Source organism: Arminella tubonensis, from assembly GCF_003240585.1.
Taxonomy (GTDB): Bacteria; Pseudomonadota; Alphaproteobacteria; order Rhizobiales; family Rhizobiaceae; genus Rhizobium; species Rhizobium tubonense.
In genome coordinates this window covers 54,951-71,501 of the sequence record NZ_PCDP01000069.1, presented here as the reverse complement: position 1 = coordinate 71,501, position 16,551 = coordinate 54,951, and the positions used below count along the sequence as shown (strand labels likewise).

17 protein-coding genes are annotated in these 16,551 nt (G+C 60.7%); 8 read left to right on the top strand and 9 right to left on the bottom strand.

Annotation, left to right across the window (positions count from 1 at the left end; translation table 11 throughout):
* The first annotated feature begins 215 nt into the window (after positions 1–215).
* Positions 216–1,277, top strand: coding sequence for a porin (locus CPY51_RS28905; RefSeq protein WP_111163683.1), 1,062 nt, complete (start codon positions 216–218; stop codon positions 1,275–1,277).
* A gap of 221 nt (positions 1,278–1,498) precedes the next feature.
* On the opposite strand, the gene CPY51_RS28900 is transcribed toward CPY51_RS28905, so the two are convergent.
* Entirely contained in the window at positions 1,499–2,221 is a 723-nt protein-coding gene (locus CPY51_RS28900; RefSeq protein WP_244598816.1) for a hypothetical protein, read from the bottom strand.
* Positions 2,222–2,574: 353 nt separating this feature from the next.
* Here CPY51_RS28900 and CPY51_RS28895 point away from each other — a divergent pair, with 353 nt between their 5' ends.
* From CPY51_RS28895 to CPY51_RS28865, 7 genes are all read left to right on the top strand, one after another.
* Positions 2,575–3,483, top strand: a complete 909-nt coding sequence (locus CPY51_RS28895) for a LysR family transcriptional regulator (protein WP_111163681.1) — start codon at positions 2,575–2,577, stop codon at positions 3,481–3,483.
* A 120-nt stretch (positions 3,484–3,603) separates the two neighbouring features.
* Positions 3,604–4,764: an ABC transporter substrate-binding protein gene (locus tag CPY51_RS28890; protein ID WP_111163679.1), complete on the top strand. Its 1,161-nt coding sequence runs from the start codon at positions 3,604–3,606 to the stop codon at positions 4,762–4,764.
* 157 nt (positions 4,765–4,921) lie between these two features.
* On the top strand, positions 4,922–5,911 hold the full coding sequence (locus CPY51_RS28885; protein ID WP_111163677.1) for an ABC transporter ATP-binding protein: 990 nt from the start codon (positions 4,922–4,924) through the stop codon (positions 5,909–5,911).
* Positions 5,911–6,879, top strand: a complete 969-nt coding sequence (locus CPY51_RS28880) for an ABC transporter permease (protein WP_111163804.1) — start codon at positions 5,911–5,913, stop codon at positions 6,877–6,879. Before CPY51_RS28885 ends, CPY51_RS28880 begins: the two co-directional genes overlap by 1 nt.
* Complete coding sequence (locus tag CPY51_RS28875) at positions 6,869–7,684, top strand: ABC transporter permease (protein ID WP_111163675.1); 816 nt, start codon at positions 6,869–6,871, stop codon at positions 7,682–7,684. Before CPY51_RS28880 ends, CPY51_RS28875 begins: the two co-directional genes overlap by 11 nt.
* 18 nt (positions 7,685–7,702) lie before the next feature.
* Positions 7,703–9,130 carry a gamma-aminobutyraldehyde dehydrogenase gene (locus tag CPY51_RS28870; RefSeq protein ID WP_111163673.1) on the top strand — a complete coding sequence of 476 codons (1,428 nt, stop codon included), beginning with the start codon at positions 7,703–7,705 and terminating at the stop codon, positions 9,128–9,130.
* 124 nt (positions 9,131–9,254) lie between these two features.
* Positions 9,255–9,428: a DUF1328 domain-containing protein gene (locus tag CPY51_RS28865; RefSeq protein ID WP_111163802.1), complete on the top strand. Its 174-nt coding sequence runs from the start codon at positions 9,255–9,257 to the stop codon at positions 9,426–9,428.
* A 122-nt stretch (positions 9,429–9,550) separates the two neighbouring features.
* On the opposite strand, the gene CPY51_RS28860 is transcribed toward CPY51_RS28865, so the two are convergent.
* The 8 genes from CPY51_RS28860 to CPY51_RS28825 form a co-directional block, all read right to left on the bottom strand.
* Entirely contained in the window at positions 9,551–10,231 is a 681-nt protein-coding gene (locus CPY51_RS28860; RefSeq protein WP_111163671.1) for a DUF1345 domain-containing protein, read from the bottom strand.
* Between the two features lie 127 nt (positions 10,232–10,358).
* Positions 10,359–11,090, bottom strand: a complete 732-nt coding sequence (locus CPY51_RS28855) for an SDR family oxidoreductase (protein ID WP_111163669.1) — start codon at positions 11,088–11,090, stop codon at positions 10,359–10,361.
* Between the two features lie 67 nt (positions 11,091–11,157).
* Positions 11,158–12,288 (bottom strand): extracellular solute-binding protein, encoded by a 1,131-nt coding sequence (locus CPY51_RS28850; protein ID WP_111163667.1) that lies wholly within the window; start codon positions 12,286–12,288, stop codon positions 11,158–11,160.
* 10 nt (positions 12,289–12,298) lie between these two features.
* On the bottom strand, positions 12,299–12,757 hold the full coding sequence (locus tag CPY51_RS28845; protein ID WP_111163665.1) for a MaoC/PaaZ C-terminal domain-containing protein: 459 nt from the start codon (positions 12,755–12,757) through the stop codon (positions 12,299–12,301).
* A gap of 3 nt (positions 12,758–12,760) precedes the next feature.
* Positions 12,761–13,834, bottom strand: coding sequence for a Gfo/Idh/MocA family protein (locus tag CPY51_RS28840; protein WP_111163663.1), 1,074 nt, complete (start codon positions 13,832–13,834; stop codon positions 12,761–12,763).
* Positions 13,835–13,972: 138 nt separating this feature from the next.
* Entirely contained in the window at positions 13,973–14,302 is a 330-nt protein-coding gene (locus CPY51_RS28835) for an L-rhamnose mutarotase (protein WP_111163661.1), read from the bottom strand.
* A gap of 11 nt (positions 14,303–14,313) precedes the next feature.
* Complete coding sequence (locus tag CPY51_RS28830; RefSeq protein WP_111163660.1) at positions 14,314–15,426, bottom strand: mandelate racemase/muconate lactonizing enzyme family protein; 1,113 nt, start codon at positions 15,424–15,426, stop codon at positions 14,314–14,316.
* A 13-nt stretch (positions 15,427–15,439) separates the two neighbouring features.
* Positions 15,440–16,549, bottom strand: coding sequence for an ABC transporter ATP-binding protein (locus tag CPY51_RS28825; RefSeq protein WP_111163658.1), 1,110 nt, complete (start codon positions 16,547–16,549; stop codon positions 15,440–15,442).
* Between the last annotated feature and the right edge of the window lie 2 nt (positions 16,550–16,551).

The following is a 16,551-nucleotide window of genomic DNA, read 5'->3' as shown; positions in this document are numbered from 1 at the left end:
AATTTGAACTTCCTAAGCATGCCTTACTGTGCGTTATTTCAGCAACATATATCACAGTTTTGTGAAAGCCGGTGCTTTAGGCGCTTGCAAATTAGTGATCGCAAATGCAGGTTGATGGAATGAAGCTTGAAGCTTCGCATTGGGGAAACGGACTGACTGTCGGGCGGGCCTTGTCGGCTCGATAATCACACAAGTTCAAATCGAATGGAGATACAATGAACATTAAGAGCCTACTTCTCGGCTCCGCTGCTGCCCTGGCAACAGTATCCGGCGCTCACGCGGCTGACGCTATCGTTGCCGCCGAGCCGGAACCACTCGAATACGTTCGCATCTGCGATGCATACGGCAAAGGCTACTTCTACATCCCAGGCACGGAAACCTGCCTGAAGATCGGCGGCAAGGTTCGTACTGAAGGTGAATGGTACAACGCCTACAACCCGAACGACGTTCGCGGCACGCTTTGGCATACCCGCGCTGAACTGCAGTTGCAGACTGCAACTGATAGCGAATACGGCGCCCTGAAGACCAACACTGAAATCCGTTGGGATTGGCAGGAAGGTGGTTCCACCGGCACCAACCTTCTGCATGCAAGCATCAGCCTCGGTGGCTTCACCGTTGGTAAGGAAGACTCGCAGTTCAACGTCTTCACCGGTTATGCCGGCGACGTCATCAACGACGACGTGGTCTATGACGGCCCGTACGAACTCAACCAGCTGACCTACAACTATGATGCCGGCAACGGCTTCACGGCTGTGATCTCGATCGAAGACACCAATTCTGGTACTGGTGCAACTGGTTCGAACGGCGAAGACAGCTCCGACCATTATGCTCCTGATGGCGTCCTCGGTCTCGGCTACAAGGCCGGCGCTTGGTCCTTCAAGGTTGTTGGCGGTTACGACTCGATCGTCGAAGAAGGTGCTATCAAGGCTCGTGTAGACGCTGACTTCGGCGGCTTCAGCGCATTCTTGATGGGCGGCTGGAACACGGACGGCGACAAGCTGAACAAGTACGCCGGCGCAAACGGTGGCGGCGACGCTTCCGGTATCGGCTGGGGTGATTGGGCAGTTTGGGGTGGCGTCAGCGCTCCGATCAACGACAAGTTCAAGGTTGCTGGTCAGCTCGCTTACACCGACTCGAAGATCTTCGCTGCTACTGCGAACCTTCAGTTCCATCCGGTCAAGGACCTGCTCGTCGAGCCAGAAGTTTCCTACACCAACTGGGATTCGATCAACGAAGATCAGTGGGCTGGTATCCTTCGCTTCCAGCGCAGCTTCTAATACAATCTCATAACGAGACTATCTGATTTGGCTTGACCTCCGATCAGAGAGCGGAAAGGCCCGGTATTCCCACCGGGCCTTTCTTTTGTTTTCAAGTTGTTGGGAAGCAATCGGATCGGACAAATGCAAGCCGCCCAAAAGCGCATAGCGGTTTTGGGACGACGACATGCATAGGACAAAGACTTGAGGGGTCGCCTGGCCGCGTTTTGACGCGATGCGCTTTAGTTCGCGACCGTTGCCGGCAGATTTGTTTCGCCGTTCGCCGGCAGCGCTATGCTACCGGTCGTGCCGTGATCAATCTTTTCCCCGGAATCTGCTTTTTCGACTTTCTTCTTGCCCTTCGCGCCGTCTTCGCTTTTCGTCGCATCGGCGGCGACGGGGTTCTCGCAGTCGCTGTGATCCTTGAGCGAAGCGATCACGCCGTCGATGTCCTTGAGTGGCATCTCGACCCGTTCGCCGTAAAACAGACCCTCATCACTGGCGGTGCCGTCATAGTACCGCGCGGTGTATGGCGCATCGACCGCCCCATCCTCGACCTTCGTCGGGTCCGGCACATAGACGACGTCGGCGCCCAATGCCCGACCACGGATATCCGAGCGCAACGTCGGGCCGTGCTTGTCGAGCACGACGACCTGGACAAGATCCGGCTTCTGGGCCTCGTACACCGCTCTCGCTACCCGCAGCGCCGTTTTGACCCGCGTCAGGCCATCGGTGGTGTCTGTGGTTATATATTTGCGGATCCAGACGCGGTTCTGCTTGCGAATTGTCACCAGGTTGACGTCAGTGCAGACCAGACCGTTGGTGGACGAGGACGATGGCCCAAGCAGCCTGTCACTGCCGATATAAAGTGCGAATGCGCCGGAGGAGCCCATCAACAAGGCCACTCCGCCGACAATCAGTACAAGCTTCCGGGAGAGCCGGAAAATGTGCAGTAGGGCCTTCAAGCCAACTGCTCCGCCATAAAGCACTCCAACACTACAACCTTAATCAACCTCGACGCTAAAGACATCCTGTTTCAGAATACTTAAAGGGGAGGTGCCACCGGGCGCAGAAATGCTTCAGCTACCAAAAAAGGTCCAACTGTTTCCGTTGGACTACAGCATTGATTTTGCAGACTTCCGCATGGCAATGGCGTTGAATTGCGCCTTACTCTATCGCCGGCTATGTTTTTTTGAGCGCAAAAGATCCGCGGTGAATTCAACACCTTTCTTTTGCTTCGGAATCTTCAGCTTCGGCAACGCTGCTTGGGCGGTTCCTGACGCTTGCCATCCGCCTTGCCGGCATGGTCTAACCGGCCATGGCATTCACGCTGAGACAGCTTCAATATTTCGTCGCCGTGGCGGAACAGGGCTCGGTAACCCGTGCGGCACAGAACCTGTCGATCTCGCAGTCGTCGGTCACCGAGGCCTTGAAGGAACTGGAGAACGACCTCGGCGTCGAACTCTTCGATCGCCATCCGCGCGGCCTCTCCATCACCCACAACGGCCATCAGTTTCTCCGCCACGCGACCAAGATCCTGTCAACCGTCTCAGACGCCCGAACCAGCTTTTCCGGGCAAACGAATGAGCCGGGCGGCACGCTCAATATCGGCGTCACATCGCTGGTCGCCGGCTATGTCCTGTCGGACCTGTTGGCCCGCTACCGCCGCGCCTGCCCGGGCGTCGAAGTGACCGCCATAGAGGACAACGGCGGATATCTGGAGCATCTGCTGGTCGGAGGCGAGCTCGATGTCGCCGTTATGGTCATCTCCAACTTGCGCGACCGCATGGCGCTGCAGGCGGAAATCCTCGAGACCTCACCCTATCGCCTCTGGTTGCCGCTCGGCCATCCGCTTGTCTCGGCCGATATCATCAGCGTTGCCGACATCACCCGCGAACCGCTGATCATGCTGACGATCGACGAGATCGAGGAGAATACCGGCAAGCTGCTGAGCGCGCTTGGCGCCAGGCCGCATGTCGCATTTCGAACCCGGTCGGTAGAAGCGGTCCGCAGCCTCGTCGCCACCGGAGCCGGCGTCGCGCTGCTACCGGATCTGGTGTATCGCCCATGGTCGCTCGAAGGCGACCGCATCGAAAGCCGCGACGTATCGGGTTCGCTGCCGGTCGTTCAGGTCGGCATGGTCTGGCGCAAAGGCTCCAACCTGCCGCAGGCCGCCCGCGATTTCGTCGGCATCGCCGAAACCATGCGGTCCGGCCGCCAGCGTTGACGTTATCGGAAATTCCGATAACGTCGTTCTGATAAATGAATTTGCGAATGCGGCGAAATCGCGTCAATCTTCTTTCCGGGAACAGAACGCCACAAAAGTGGCCCAAACCGGGAGACTGCGATGAAGCATCTGCTGAACTCATGCACGGCTGCGCTGGCAGCGCTAAGCTTCGCCACTCAAGTCGTTGCCGCCGAACCGCTGAAGACGCTGGGCAAGGGTGAAGGTGCCGTCAGCATCGTCGCCTGGGCCGGCTACATCGAGCGGGGCGAGAGCGACAAGGCCTATGACTGGGTCACCGGCTTCGAAAAGGAAACCGGCTGCAAGGTCTCGGTCAAGACTGCAGCGACCTCGGACGAAATGGTCGCGCTGATGAACGAAGGCGGCTTCGACCTCGTCACCGCATCGGGAGACGCATCGCTCCGCCTCGTCGCCGGCAAGCGCGTCCAGCCGATCAACGTCGATCTCATCCCGAGCTGGAAGACGCTCGACGACCGGCTGAAGAACGCTCCCTGGCATACCGTCAACGGCGTCCATTATGGCGTACCCTACCTTTGGGGGCCGAATGTCCTGATGTACAATACCGATGCCTTCAAGGACCAGGCGCCGAAAAGCTGGAAAGTCGTTTTCGAGGAAATGACGCTCCCGGACGGCAAGTCCAACAAGGGTCGCGTCCAGGCCTATGACGGCCCCATCTACATCGCCGATGCCGCCCTCTATCTGATGGCGCACAAGCCGGAACTCGGGATCAAGAACCCTTATGAACTGAACGAGGACCAGTACAAGGCAGCCCTCGACCTGCTTCGCGGGCAGCGCAAGCTCGTCAGCCGTTACTGGCACGATGCGATGATCCAGACCGACGACTTCAAGAACGAGGGCGTCGTAGCATCCGGCTCGTGGCCGTTCCAGGTCAACCTGTTGCAGGCCGACAAGCAGAAGATCGCCTCGACCTTCCCCGATGAGGGGGCGACCGGTTGGGCCGACACGACAATGCTGCACGTCGACAGCGAACATCCGAACTGCGCCTACATGTGGATGGAACATTCGCTGCAGTCCAAGGTCCAGGGCGATGCCGCCGCCTGGTTCGGCGCACTGCCCTCCGTTCCCGCTGCCTGCAAGGGCAATGAACTGATGACCGACACCGGTTGCGCCACCAACGGCTACGATCACTTCGACAAGATCAGCTTCTGGAAAACCCCGACGGCGAAGTGCACCAGCCAAACCGAATGCGTGCCTTACCATCGCTGGGTATCGGACTACATCGGCGTGATCGGCGGGCGGTGATCGGGTCCCGGAGCTAATCTCCCCCCTTGTGGGGGAGATGTCACGAAGTGACAGAGGGGGGTGGCCCCGAGCTCGTGGCTCACCCCCCTCTGTCGGCGTTGCCGACATCTCCCCCACAAGGGGGGAGATTGACCCAGCCGTTGATCCGGAGCATCACATGACAGCCGCCGTACGTTTCCAGAAGGTGTCCCGCCATTTCGGCCAGGTCCGCGCCGTCGACGGCGTCGACCTGGAGATCGCGCCGGGCGAGTTCTTCGCCATGCTCGGCCCTTCCGGCTCCGGCAAGACAACCTGCCTCCGCCTGATCGCCGGCTTCGAGCAGCCGACATCCGGCCACATCAAGATCTTCGGCGAGACCGCCGAAGGCGTTCCGTCCTATAGGCGCAACGTCAATACCGTCTTCCAGGACTATGCCCTCTTCCCGCACCTGAACATCCTCGACAACGTTGCCTACGGGCTGATGGTCAAGGGGGTCGGCAAGGCAGAGCGAACGCGGGGAGCCGAGCAGGCGCTTGAGCTGGTCAAGCTGCCGGGATACGGCACCCGCAAACCTGGACAGCTCTCCGGCGGCCAGCGACAGCGCGTGGCGCTCGCCAGAGCCCTTGTCAACAAGCCCAAAGTTCTGCTGCTTGACGAACCGCTCGGTGCGCTTGATCTCAAGCTGCGCGAGCAGATGCAGGAGGAGCTGAAAAGCCTGCAGCGGGCACTGGGGATCACCTTCATCTTCGTCACCCACGACCAGGGCGAAGCCCTTTCCATGGCCGATCGGGTCGCCGTCTTCAATAACGGCGGCATCGTGCAGGAAGGCACTCCGCAGGAGATCTACCAGCAGCCGAGAACCCGTTTCGTCGCTGATTTCGTCGGATCGTCGAACATCATTTCGCCCGAGACCATGTCGTCGCTCGGCGGCGAGCGACGCTGGGCGAGCCTGCGACCGGAAGCGATCCGGCTCGCCGGCAAGGATGGCGTTGCGGCAACTGTACAGGCGACGAATTTCCTCGGCGCCGCCACGCGTCTCGCCGTGGAAGCCAATGGCACGCGGCTGCACGTGACTGTTCCCGCCGGCCTGCCGATCCCCGAGACCGGCACCTCCGTTAAGCTTTCGTGGCTGCCGACCGACGTGCACTACATGGATGACGCCGCATGATGGCCGCTCTCGCAACCATCGGCACCGCGCCGGCCACATCGATCCTACCGGGACGCGGCGGCCTCTTCGGACGGCTCTCCGACCTGTTCTGGCGGCGGCCGAAGCTGCTGCTCTTCCTGATGCTGACGCCGCCGCTTCTCTGGCTCGGGATCATCTACATCGGCTCGCTGCTGACGCTGCTGCTTCAGAGCTTTTTCTCGATCGACGATTTCTCCGGCCTGATCAGCTACGAATTCACGCTGTCGACATATGCGCAGCTGCTGAACCCGTCGAATTTCGATATTATTCTCCGCACGGTCATCATGGCCGCCATGGTGACGATCGCCTCCGCCTTCGTCGCTTTTCCGATCGCTTATTATGCCGCGCGCTACGCCAAGGGAAAATGGAAGGCGCTGTTTTATCTCGGAGTGATGCTGCCTCTCTGGTCCAGCTATCTCGTCAAGGTCTACGCCTGGAAATTGATCCTCGCCAAGGAAGGCATCCTGACCTGGATTTTCGCCAAGATCGGCCTCAGCTGGCTGCTTGATGGCATCCTGCGCCTGCCCGTGATCGGCGGCAATTCGCTCTCGGTCAGCTATATCGGCACCTTCCTGGTCTTCGTCTATGTCTGGCTGCCCTACATGATCCTGCCGACCCAGGCAGCGCTCGAGCGCGTCCCCGGCAATCTGATCGAGGCATCGTCCGACCTCGGAGCTACCCCGGGCCAGACCTTCCGAACCGTCCTGCTGCCCCTGGCATTGCCCGGCATCGTCGCCGGCTCGATCTTCACCTTCTCGCTGACCCTCGGCGACTACATCATCCCGCAGATCATCGGCTCCTCGCGGCTTTTCATCGGCCAGGCCGTCTACGCCCAGCAGGGAACTGCAGGGAACGTCCCTCTTGCCGCCGCTTTCTCCGTCGTGCCGATCGTCATCATGGCGATCTACCTCTGGATCGCCAAGAGACAGGGAGCTTTCGATGCGCTCTGATCGCAACCAACGCTCCCCGCTCCCCTTGAAGATCGGCGCTGCCTGCGGCCTGCTCTTCCTCCATCTGCCGATCCTCTTGATCTTCGTCTACGCCTTCACGACAGAGGAAAAGAGCTATCAGTGGCCGCCGCCGGGTCTGACCCTGCAATGGTTCGGCATTGCCTGGAACCGGCCAGACGTCTGGACCGCGCTGGCCCTCTCAGTCCAGGTCGCCGTCATCGCGACAGCGATCGCGCTGGTGCTCGGCACGCTTTGCGCTGCCGCCGTCAGCCAGACGAAGTTCTTTGGCCGCGAGGGCATCTCGCTGCTGGTGATCCTGCCGATCGCCCTTCCCGGCATCGTCACCGGTATCGCGCTGCGCTCCGCCTTCAGCCTGTTCGACATCCCGTTCTCGGTCTGGACCATCGTGCTCGGCCACGCCACCTTCTGCGTCGTCGTTGTCTACAACAACGCCGTCGCCCGCTTCCGCCGAACCTCCGGCTCGCTGATAGAGGCCTCGATGGATCTTGGGGCTGATGGCTTCCAGACGTTCCGGCACGTCATCCTGCCGAATATCGGCACCGCCTTGCTGGCCGGCGGCATGCTCGCCTTCGCGCTGTCCTTCGACGAGGTCATCGTCACCACCTTCACCGGTGGCCAGCAGATGACCTTGCCGATCTGGATGCTCGAGGAGCTGATCCGGCCGCGCCAGCGCCCCGTCACCAACGTCGTCGCCATGGTCGTGGTGCTCGTCACCTTCCTGCCGATCCTGGCAGCCTACTATCTCACCCGCGACGGCGACCAGATCGCCGGCGGCGGCAAATAAATCAACGAGGAGAATGTCATGGACACCGCAATGCTGATCGGCGCCCGCTTCGAGGCCGGTACGGAGACCGAAGAGAACATCCTCAACCCGAAGACCGGCGAAACCGTGCTGAAGCTGCCCGAGGCCTCGCTCGGTCAGATCGACAGCGCTGTCGACGCCGCCGAAAAGGCCTTCAAAAGCTGGGCGCAGACGACTCCGAGCCAGCGCTCGGCCTACCTGCTGAAGATCGCCGACGCGATCGAGAAAGACGCGGAAGCTTTCGCGGCGCTCGAAGCGCTCAACTGCGGCAAGCCGATCAACGCCGTGCTCAACGACGAAATCCCCGCGATCGTCGACTGCTACCGCTTCTTCGCGGGCGCCGTGCGCAACCTGCACGGACCGGTCGCCGGCGAATATCTGCCCGGCCACACTTCGATGATCCGTCGCGACCCGATCGGCATCATCGGCTCGATCGCGCCCTGGAACTACCCACTGATGATGATGGCGTGGAAACTTGCTCCCGCCATTGCCGGCGGCAACACTGTCGTCTTCAAGCCGTCCGAGCAGACGCCCCTCTCAGCCCTGAAAATGGCAAAGCTCTTGGCGGAGATCCTGCCTGAAGGCGTCGTCAACGTCATTCTCGGCCGCGGCGAGACCGTCGGCAACGCGCTTATCAATCATCCGAAGATCAGCATGCTGTCGATCACCGGCGACGTGGCGACCGGCAAGAAGGTGCTGCAGGCTGCAGCCAAGACGGTCAAGCGTACGCATCTTGAACTCGGCGGCAAAGCGCCGGTCATCATCTTCGACGACGCCGACATCGACGCTGTCGTCGCCGGCATCCGCACCTTCGGCTATTACAACGCCGGCCAGGACTGCACCGCCGCCTGCCGCATCTATGCCGACGCCAAGGTCTACGACAGGTTCGTCGCCGACCTGTCCTCCGCCGTTTCCAGCATCAAGTACAACCTCGCCGACGATACCGAAAACGAAATCGGACCCCTGATCTCCAAGCGCCAGCGCGACCGCGTCGAGAGTTTCGTCGCCCGAGCTGCCGAGCATAAGCACATGGAGATCACTGCGGGCGGCAAGACCTCGGGCGACAAGGGCTTCTTCTTCGCCCCGACGGTGATTGCCGGAGCCACGCAGGACGACGAGATCGTACGGCGCGAGGTTTTCGGCCCGGTCGTCTCCGTCACCCGCTTCACCGACGTCGACGACGCGGTGACCTGGGCGAACGACAGCGACTACGGCCTTGCATCCTCCGTCTGGACCAAGGACATCAGCCGCGGCATGCAGACCGCGGCACGCCTGCAATATGGCTGCACCTGGATCAACACTCACTTCATGCTGGTCAACGAAATGCCGCATGGAGGCCTCAAGCAGTCCGGCTATGGCAAGGACATGTCGGTCTATGCGCTGGAGGACTACACTGCCGTGCGCCACGTGATGATCAATCACGGTTGAGCCACGCGTCCGACCGAATAATCGGGCCTCCTCGAAGGGAGGCCCGAGCCTCTAAATGTTGATAGCCGTGGAACAATTCGCCCGTTCCCGCGTCTCTGTTTCGAGCGACACAGAGGACAATGCTATGCTGAAATGGGCTCTTATATTTTTCGTTATTTCACTGATCGCCGGCTTCCTCGGCTTCTCCGGCGTATCCGCCGCGACAGCCACAATTGCCCGCGTGCTGTTCGGCATCGCGTTGATCATCTTCCTGATTTTCCTGGTGCTCGCGCTGATGGCCGGCAACGCCGTCCTCTGACGAGCGTCAGGGCGTCAGCATTCGAAAAGTGAACCAACCTTTAAAAGTTAAAGGTGAACGAAGAAGAGAACTGAACCGCCACTGGATGGTTTACAGGCCTCTCCGCTCGAGACCTGTTCGCGTCAAAGCAGGCTTGCGCCGACATTGATCGCCAGCGCCAATATCGTCGTGTTGAAGAGGAATGACAGCACGCTGTGCAACAAGGCCAGCCGCCGCATCAGCGGCGTGGCGATCGCAACGTCAGCCGTCTGGGCCGCGACGCCGATCGTGAAGGAAAAATAGAGAAAGTCCCAATAATCAGGCTCTTCGATGTTGTCCGCGAAGCGAAGGGCCGGCCGCTCGCCGGGGTCCGCATAAAAGCGGTGCGCGTAGTGGGTCGTGAATAATGTGTGCAGGAATACCCAGGAAATCAGGATGGTGATGATAGCTACCCCGGCACGCGCAGCGGCAACCTCCGGCGCGACGTCCTTGATGCCGCCGAGCTCGAGAGCGATCCCGCCGATGCTGGCTAGAGCTGCCGCGATCGCCAGGAAAAGCACGACGAATTCAGAGAAATCGAGGTCGGCGGAGCGCTTGCGGATAAGGTGGACGTTCGACCTCAGCATCCGATACCAGGTAAGCCCGATATAGAGGACGGCGCCACAATTCCAGCTCGTGAGAAAGTTGCTGGCGGTGAACTGGCCCGGCGTCAACAGGATGAAGACTGCGAAACTGGCAACCGCTGCAAGGATGACGCTCTGATGTTTTAAGAACAGCCTGATCACCGGGGAACGCGCCGGTGGTTGCTTTTCATCCAGCTGCATGCCGACGCTCCGATCTCAGTGGTTAGCACCTTGATATACGCTTCACGGTACGCCGAGCAAGAAGCCGCCCAAACGAAAGGCCCCGAACCGGTCGAGGCCTTTTGAAGTACGCGGCGCTTTGGTGACCTCAGGCCGTCCAGCCGCCGTCGATGACGTGGATCTGGCCGGTCGTGAAGCCCGCCTCGTCGCCGGCGAGATATGTGACGAGCGCCGCAACCTCCTTCGGATCGGCGATGCGGCCCATCGGCTGACGCCCGATGAAATCCTTCATCGCCTTGTCGTAGTCGCCGGTCGCCCTGAGGCGGTCATGCAGCGACGGGCTGTCGACCGTGCCCGGGCAAATCGCATTTGCACGGATGCCCTTGGCAACGAAATCGGCGGCGATCGACTTTGTGAGGCCGATGACCGCAGCCTTTGAGGCACAATAGGCAAAACGGTTGGGAACGCCCTTCACGCTGGAGGCAACGGACGACATGTTGACGATCGAGCCCTTGCCCTTTGCCAGCATGCCCGGCAGGAACGTCCTGCAGGTCACGTACATCGCCTTGGCATTAAGGTTGAAGGAGAAGTCCCAATCCTTCTCTTCGCAGTCGAGGATTGTTCCGTTGTGGACGAAGCCGGCGCAGTTGAAGAGGACGTCGATGACCCCGATCTTCTCGCCAAAGGCCTTGACGCCGTCGCTGTCGAGCACGTTGAGGACATGGGTTTCAGCGCCCTCGAGCGTGGAAAGTGCCGCCTCATTGATGTCGGTGGCGATGACGCGCGCGCCGAGCGAGATGAAGCGTTCCGCCGTCGCGCGGCCAATCCCTTGTCCGGCGGCCGTGATCAAGACAGCCTTGCCTTCCAGTCCGTGTCCCATGTCTAAATCCCTATCTCTATCTCTGGGTCTTGTTACGAAATACCGCGCATCAGGCGAGAAGCGCCAATCACGCTTGAAGTGAAGCGGCAAAGAGCTGGTTCAGCCGATCGACCAGAGTTGTATGACGAGTGCCCTCGCGTAGTCCACTGGTAATCAGTTCGGAGGCCCGCTGCTGGAATGCCATATAGCCGTCATGCCGTGGGCGCACGAATGCACCTTCCAGCGTGGCGCGCGTGCTGCGGTAGAAGTCGAGCGTACGAGCATTGACGTCGCGGCTGGTCCAGGCGTCGGAGTGGCCCGGCTGGCCATTCGATCCGGCATAGGGTCCGGCCTGAACCGGGCCGCTGGCTATCCACCTCGCGAATGCTTTTGCTTCATCCGGTGCTCGCGTCTTCGCAGAGACGGCGATGCCCGTTCCCCCGAGCGCTGAGCCATCAGGAGCGCCGCCCGCGATCACGGGGATATCGGCGAAGGCGACGCGCACTGGGCGGAAGCCCGCAACGGAATAGCTGACATAGCCGTAGATGAACGGCGAGACATGATAGCGGCAATCAACCTCGCCCATCTGATCAAGCACCGCGATCGGATCCATGGCGTCGCAGGAGGCATCCATGTGGCCGATCAACCGCGCCATCCAATCCAGCACCGCCGCCCCGTCTGCTATGCCAATCAATTCCGGCCCCTCGACATTGCAGGGAAAGCCGAGATGGGCGCAAAGCGTATAGAAGGTCATCAACGAATGCGGCGGACGCATCGGAAGGATCGCCTTGCCGCTAGCCGCAAGCGAAACGATTTCCTCCAGGTCGGTGACCGGGCCGCCTATTCGGTCCGGGCGGTAAGCCTGCACCTGTGTCGCCGCATCGATCGGAAAAGCCCACTGCCGGCCTTGCCAGTTGTAGCTCGGATACGACCGACCGACGGTGCCGGCGGCAATCTCTGCCAACTCGGAGCCGAACTCCGGATTATCGAGCGGCAACAGGCAATTCTCGCGAGTAATCTGTCCCACATGCGGATGGTCGATGACAATCAGGTCATAGGCGGCCGCAAGCTCATCGACCGGGAAGGATTCGAAATCCTGCAACGAACGCTTTTCCCAGGCGATTTCGACGCCTGTCTTCTCCTGCCAGATCGCCGAGCAGGCCACCATCGGGTCGTAGCCGCGCGGATGCGACCAGGTCATTCCTTTGAGCTTCACCATCGGTCTTCTCTCAATTCGCCTTGGTCGACTTGCGTTCGACGAGCAGGATATGGTCCGCCGCCAGCACCACTTCGTCGCGCTGGTTGAGAACTTCGCAACGCTCCACGACACGGCCGGAACCGGGCCGCTTCGGATCGTCTTCCTTGGCGGCGATGGTCACGCGCGTCCGGATAGTGTCACCGATATGAACCGGGCGAATGAACCGGAGCCGATCATAACCGTAGGAAAAGGCAACCGGATTGATCAGCGATGCTGTCAGTCCGACGCCGATTGCAAAAATCATCGTCCCGTGCGCAATGCGCTGGCCGCCCGGCAGCGTCTTGGCAAACTCCGCATCCATATGATGCGGAAAGAAATCGCCAGTATGCCCAGCGTGGACGACGAAATCGGTCTCGGTGATCGTCCGGCCATTGGTCAGCCGCACCGCATTCAGCGCGTAGTCCTCGAAATAGATCGTCTGTTCTGACATGCCTCAGGCTTTCGGAAGAGCGGCGATCGGCGTTGCCGGCTGCGCACTCGATTGATAGGCGGCCTCGACGAGTGCCATGGTTTGCCAGGCGTCCTCGACGGAGCCGAGGAGCACCTTGTCTTCGCCCGAAGCAAAACGCTGCAGATTGGCCATGCGATTGACGAAGGCATCGGGAAACCACGCACCCTCGAGCTTCACCTCGACCCATTGGTCGCCACCGGCGGGACGGATCCACAGTTCGTCCGGCTCGCCGCGGGGATAATCGAGATTGACGCCGAGCTTGATATAGGCGGCACCCTCGGTCCCGCAGATACGAAATTCGCAGGCCTGGAACTTGCGACCGAAATCATGGTCATGGTTCACCGACAGCACGCACCGTACCTTGTCGCCGTAATCGAGAATCGCCGCCGTCCTGGTCTGCGCCACGTCGTGGTTCGGATGGCCAATCGTCTTCGCATGCACGCCAAGGGGATTTCCGAGCAGCCCGCGAATGAAATCGAAATAGTGGATCGAATGCATGGCGATCTCGATACGCGGCAGCCCTTTGAGGAAGGGCCATAGTCCCCATGGCGTCGCCAGCGCCAGCAGGGCATCGAAGTCGACGATCTCGCCGAGATAGCCACTCCTAACCGCGTCGTAGAGCGCCAACATCATCGGGGCGAAACGGAGCTGGAAATTGACCGCCGCCTGGATGTCCCGTTCGCGGCAGACCTTCAATATCTCGGTCGCCTGCACGAGGTCGCCGCCCAACGGCTTCTGGATAAGTGCAAACGACCCGCGCGGCATAACGCTCAGCAGCCTCGCATGTGCGGCAGGCGGCGTCGCCAGATCGAAGATCGCGCCTTCGACAGCCAGCGCCTGCTGCCGCGTCGCAAAAGCGCGGATGCCCCACTGGCTTGCCAGTGCCTCGGCCTTTTCGCGGTTCGGATCGAACAGTCCCGCCACAGGGAACCCGGCTTTCCTGTAGGCCGGCAGATGTGCGTCGCCGACGATACTGCCGGCACCGAAAATGACGATTGGACGCGGCTGAACGGGTTTGGCCCACCATTGGCGGAGGGTCGAGGGATCAAAGGTCATAGCACCACCCTCCCCTTGAGGGGGAGGGTCGGAGCGAAGCTCCGGGGTGGGGTGACCGCCACAGACACCCAAGGATCACCCCCACCCGCGCGTTCCGCGCGACCTCCCCCATCAAGGGGGAGGTAGAACCCCGGCCACCTAGTCAAGATGAAAGACCTCCCCCATCATCGCCCACCACTCGCCCTCTTTCCGGGTCTCGAACGGTTTCTGGCAGGGAATGCAGACCGACCACCATTCCTGGTTTTTCGGGCTTGCCGCCATCTTCGCCATGTCGGCATCGAAGTCGGTGCCCACATATTCCCAATACCCGAACAGAAGGTTCTCCGGCTCCTTGAGAAAAATCGAATAATTGGTGATGTTGCACGACGAGATCAGCTCAAGGATTTCCGGCCATACGGCCGCATGCAACTCCTTGTACTCGGTAACCTTCGAGGGCTCGAGACCGATCACCATTCCCATTCGTTGCATGGCAACTCTCCTTAACCGTGGAACTCAGTCGTGAACTCGGCAACGGACCGCGCCTTCACCGCTTCCCAGTCCCAGGCGATGCCGATCCCCGGTTCCGACGGAGCCAAGGCTCGCCCGTCTCGGATTTCCATTCCCTTGGTCGTCAGGTCGTCGAGCTGCGGGATATATTCGACATATTTGCCATTCGGAACGGCGCAGACAAGGCTGACATGCAGCTCCATCAGGAAATGCGGGCAGACTGGAATATCGAATGCTTCCGCCGCATGCGCGACCTTCAGCCAAGGCGTGATGCCGCCGATGCGGGCGACGTCGACCTGCACGATCGAGCAGGCGCCCTTCTGCATATATTCGCGGAAATGCCGGATAGAATACATCGATTCCCCAACCGCGATCGGTGTCGGCGTCGAGCGCGTCAGGCGGATGTGACCGTCGAGATCGTCGGCGGGCAGCGGTTCCTCGATCCAGGCGAGGTCGAGTTCCTTCAACCGGGAAGCCCGGCGGATCGCCTCGTCGACGGTGAAACCCTGGTTGCAGTCGGTCATGATCTCGAAGCCGTCGCCAAGTGCGGCGCGAACGGCCGACAGACGGGCATAGTCTTCCGAGCCATGCGGCTTGCCGATCTTCACCTTCGAGCCGGAAAAGCCCTTGGCTTTCGCCTGCAGAGCATCCTCGACCAAAGCTTCCTTCTCGATATGCAGCCAGCCGCCTTCGGTCGTATAGAGCGGGCAGCTGTCCTTGGCGCCCCCTGCAAGCTTCCAGAGCGGCAGCTTCTGCTTCTTCGCGCGAAGGTCCCACAGCGCCGTATCGACCGCGGCAAGCGCCAGTGCGGTAATCGCGCCGATCGTCGTCGCGTGGGTGGCAAACTCCATTTTGTGCCAGATGGCCTCGATGCAATCGGCATCCTGCCCGATCAACAGCGGCACGAGATGGTCGGACAGCAGCCGCATGACCGAGGAGCCGCCGGTGCCGATGGTATAGCTATAGCCGGTGCCGACCGCGCCATCGGAATCGGTGATGGTGACGATCGGCGTTTCCTGGCTGACGAAGCTCTGAATGGCATCCGTCCGCTTCACCTTCGGCGGCAGGTCGACCATCCGAAGTTCAATTCTTTCGATGCGAGCCATGTTCGCTCCCTCCTCAGATTGCCGACGTCGCCGCAAGTGTCCTGCCCGTCTCACCGGAAAAGAGATGCGCCTGCGACAGGTCGAAGCTCATCTTCAGCATTTCTCCGCTCTTCAGCGCGTGCGGGTTGAGCATGCGCGACACCCATTCGCGACCGGCGAATTCCACGAAGACCAGCGTCTCGTTGCCAAGCGGCTCGGTGATCGAGACCGGCAGGGTCACCTCATGGACGGCACTGTCCGAACCCGACGAAAGTCCGTGTCCCGTCGGAAAAATGTCGTCGGGGCGCAGGCCGAAGACCACCTTGTCGCCGTCCTTGACCCGATCCTTGAACTGCTCGGGAACCGGAATCTTATCACCGTTTCTGAAGACGACCGAGCCTGCGGTCACCGTCGCTTCTTCCATATTCATCGGCGGCGAGCCGATGAAACCGGCAACGAAGCGCGTTGCCGGACGTTTGAACACTTCGTCAGGCGTCCCGACCTGCTCGATATAACCGTCGCGCATGATGACGATCCTGTCGGCAAGCGTCATCGCCTCGACTTGGTCGTGGGTGACATAGACGACAGTCGATTGCACCTTGGCATGCAGCTTCTTGATTTCGGTGCGCATCTGCGTACGCAGCTTGGCGTCGAGGTTCGACAGCGGCTCGTCGAACAGGAACACCTCCGGCTTGCGGACGATGGCGCGGCCCATGGCGACGCGCTGGCGCTGGCCGCCGGAAAGCTGGGCCGGACGCCGGTCCATCAGTGTGTCGAGCCCGAGAATTGCCGCTGCCTCGTTGACGCGTTGGTCGATCTCGGGTTGCGCGACCTTGGCGATCTTGAGCGAGAAGCCCATGTTCTCGCGAACCGTCATATGCGGATAGAGCGCGTAGGATTGGAACACCATCGAGATGTTGCGATCACGCGGAGGCAGGTCGTTGACGACAATGCCGCCGATCTCGATCGTGCCGCCGGAGATGTCTTCGAGGCCGGCGATCATGCGTAGCGTCGTCGACTTGCCGCAGCCGGACGGACCGACCAGCGCGATGAATTCCTTGTCCTTGATGTCGAGTTCGATCCCGTGGACGATTTCAAGCGCACCATAGCGCTTGACGAGTTTCTTGAGTGAGACCTGAGCCATCG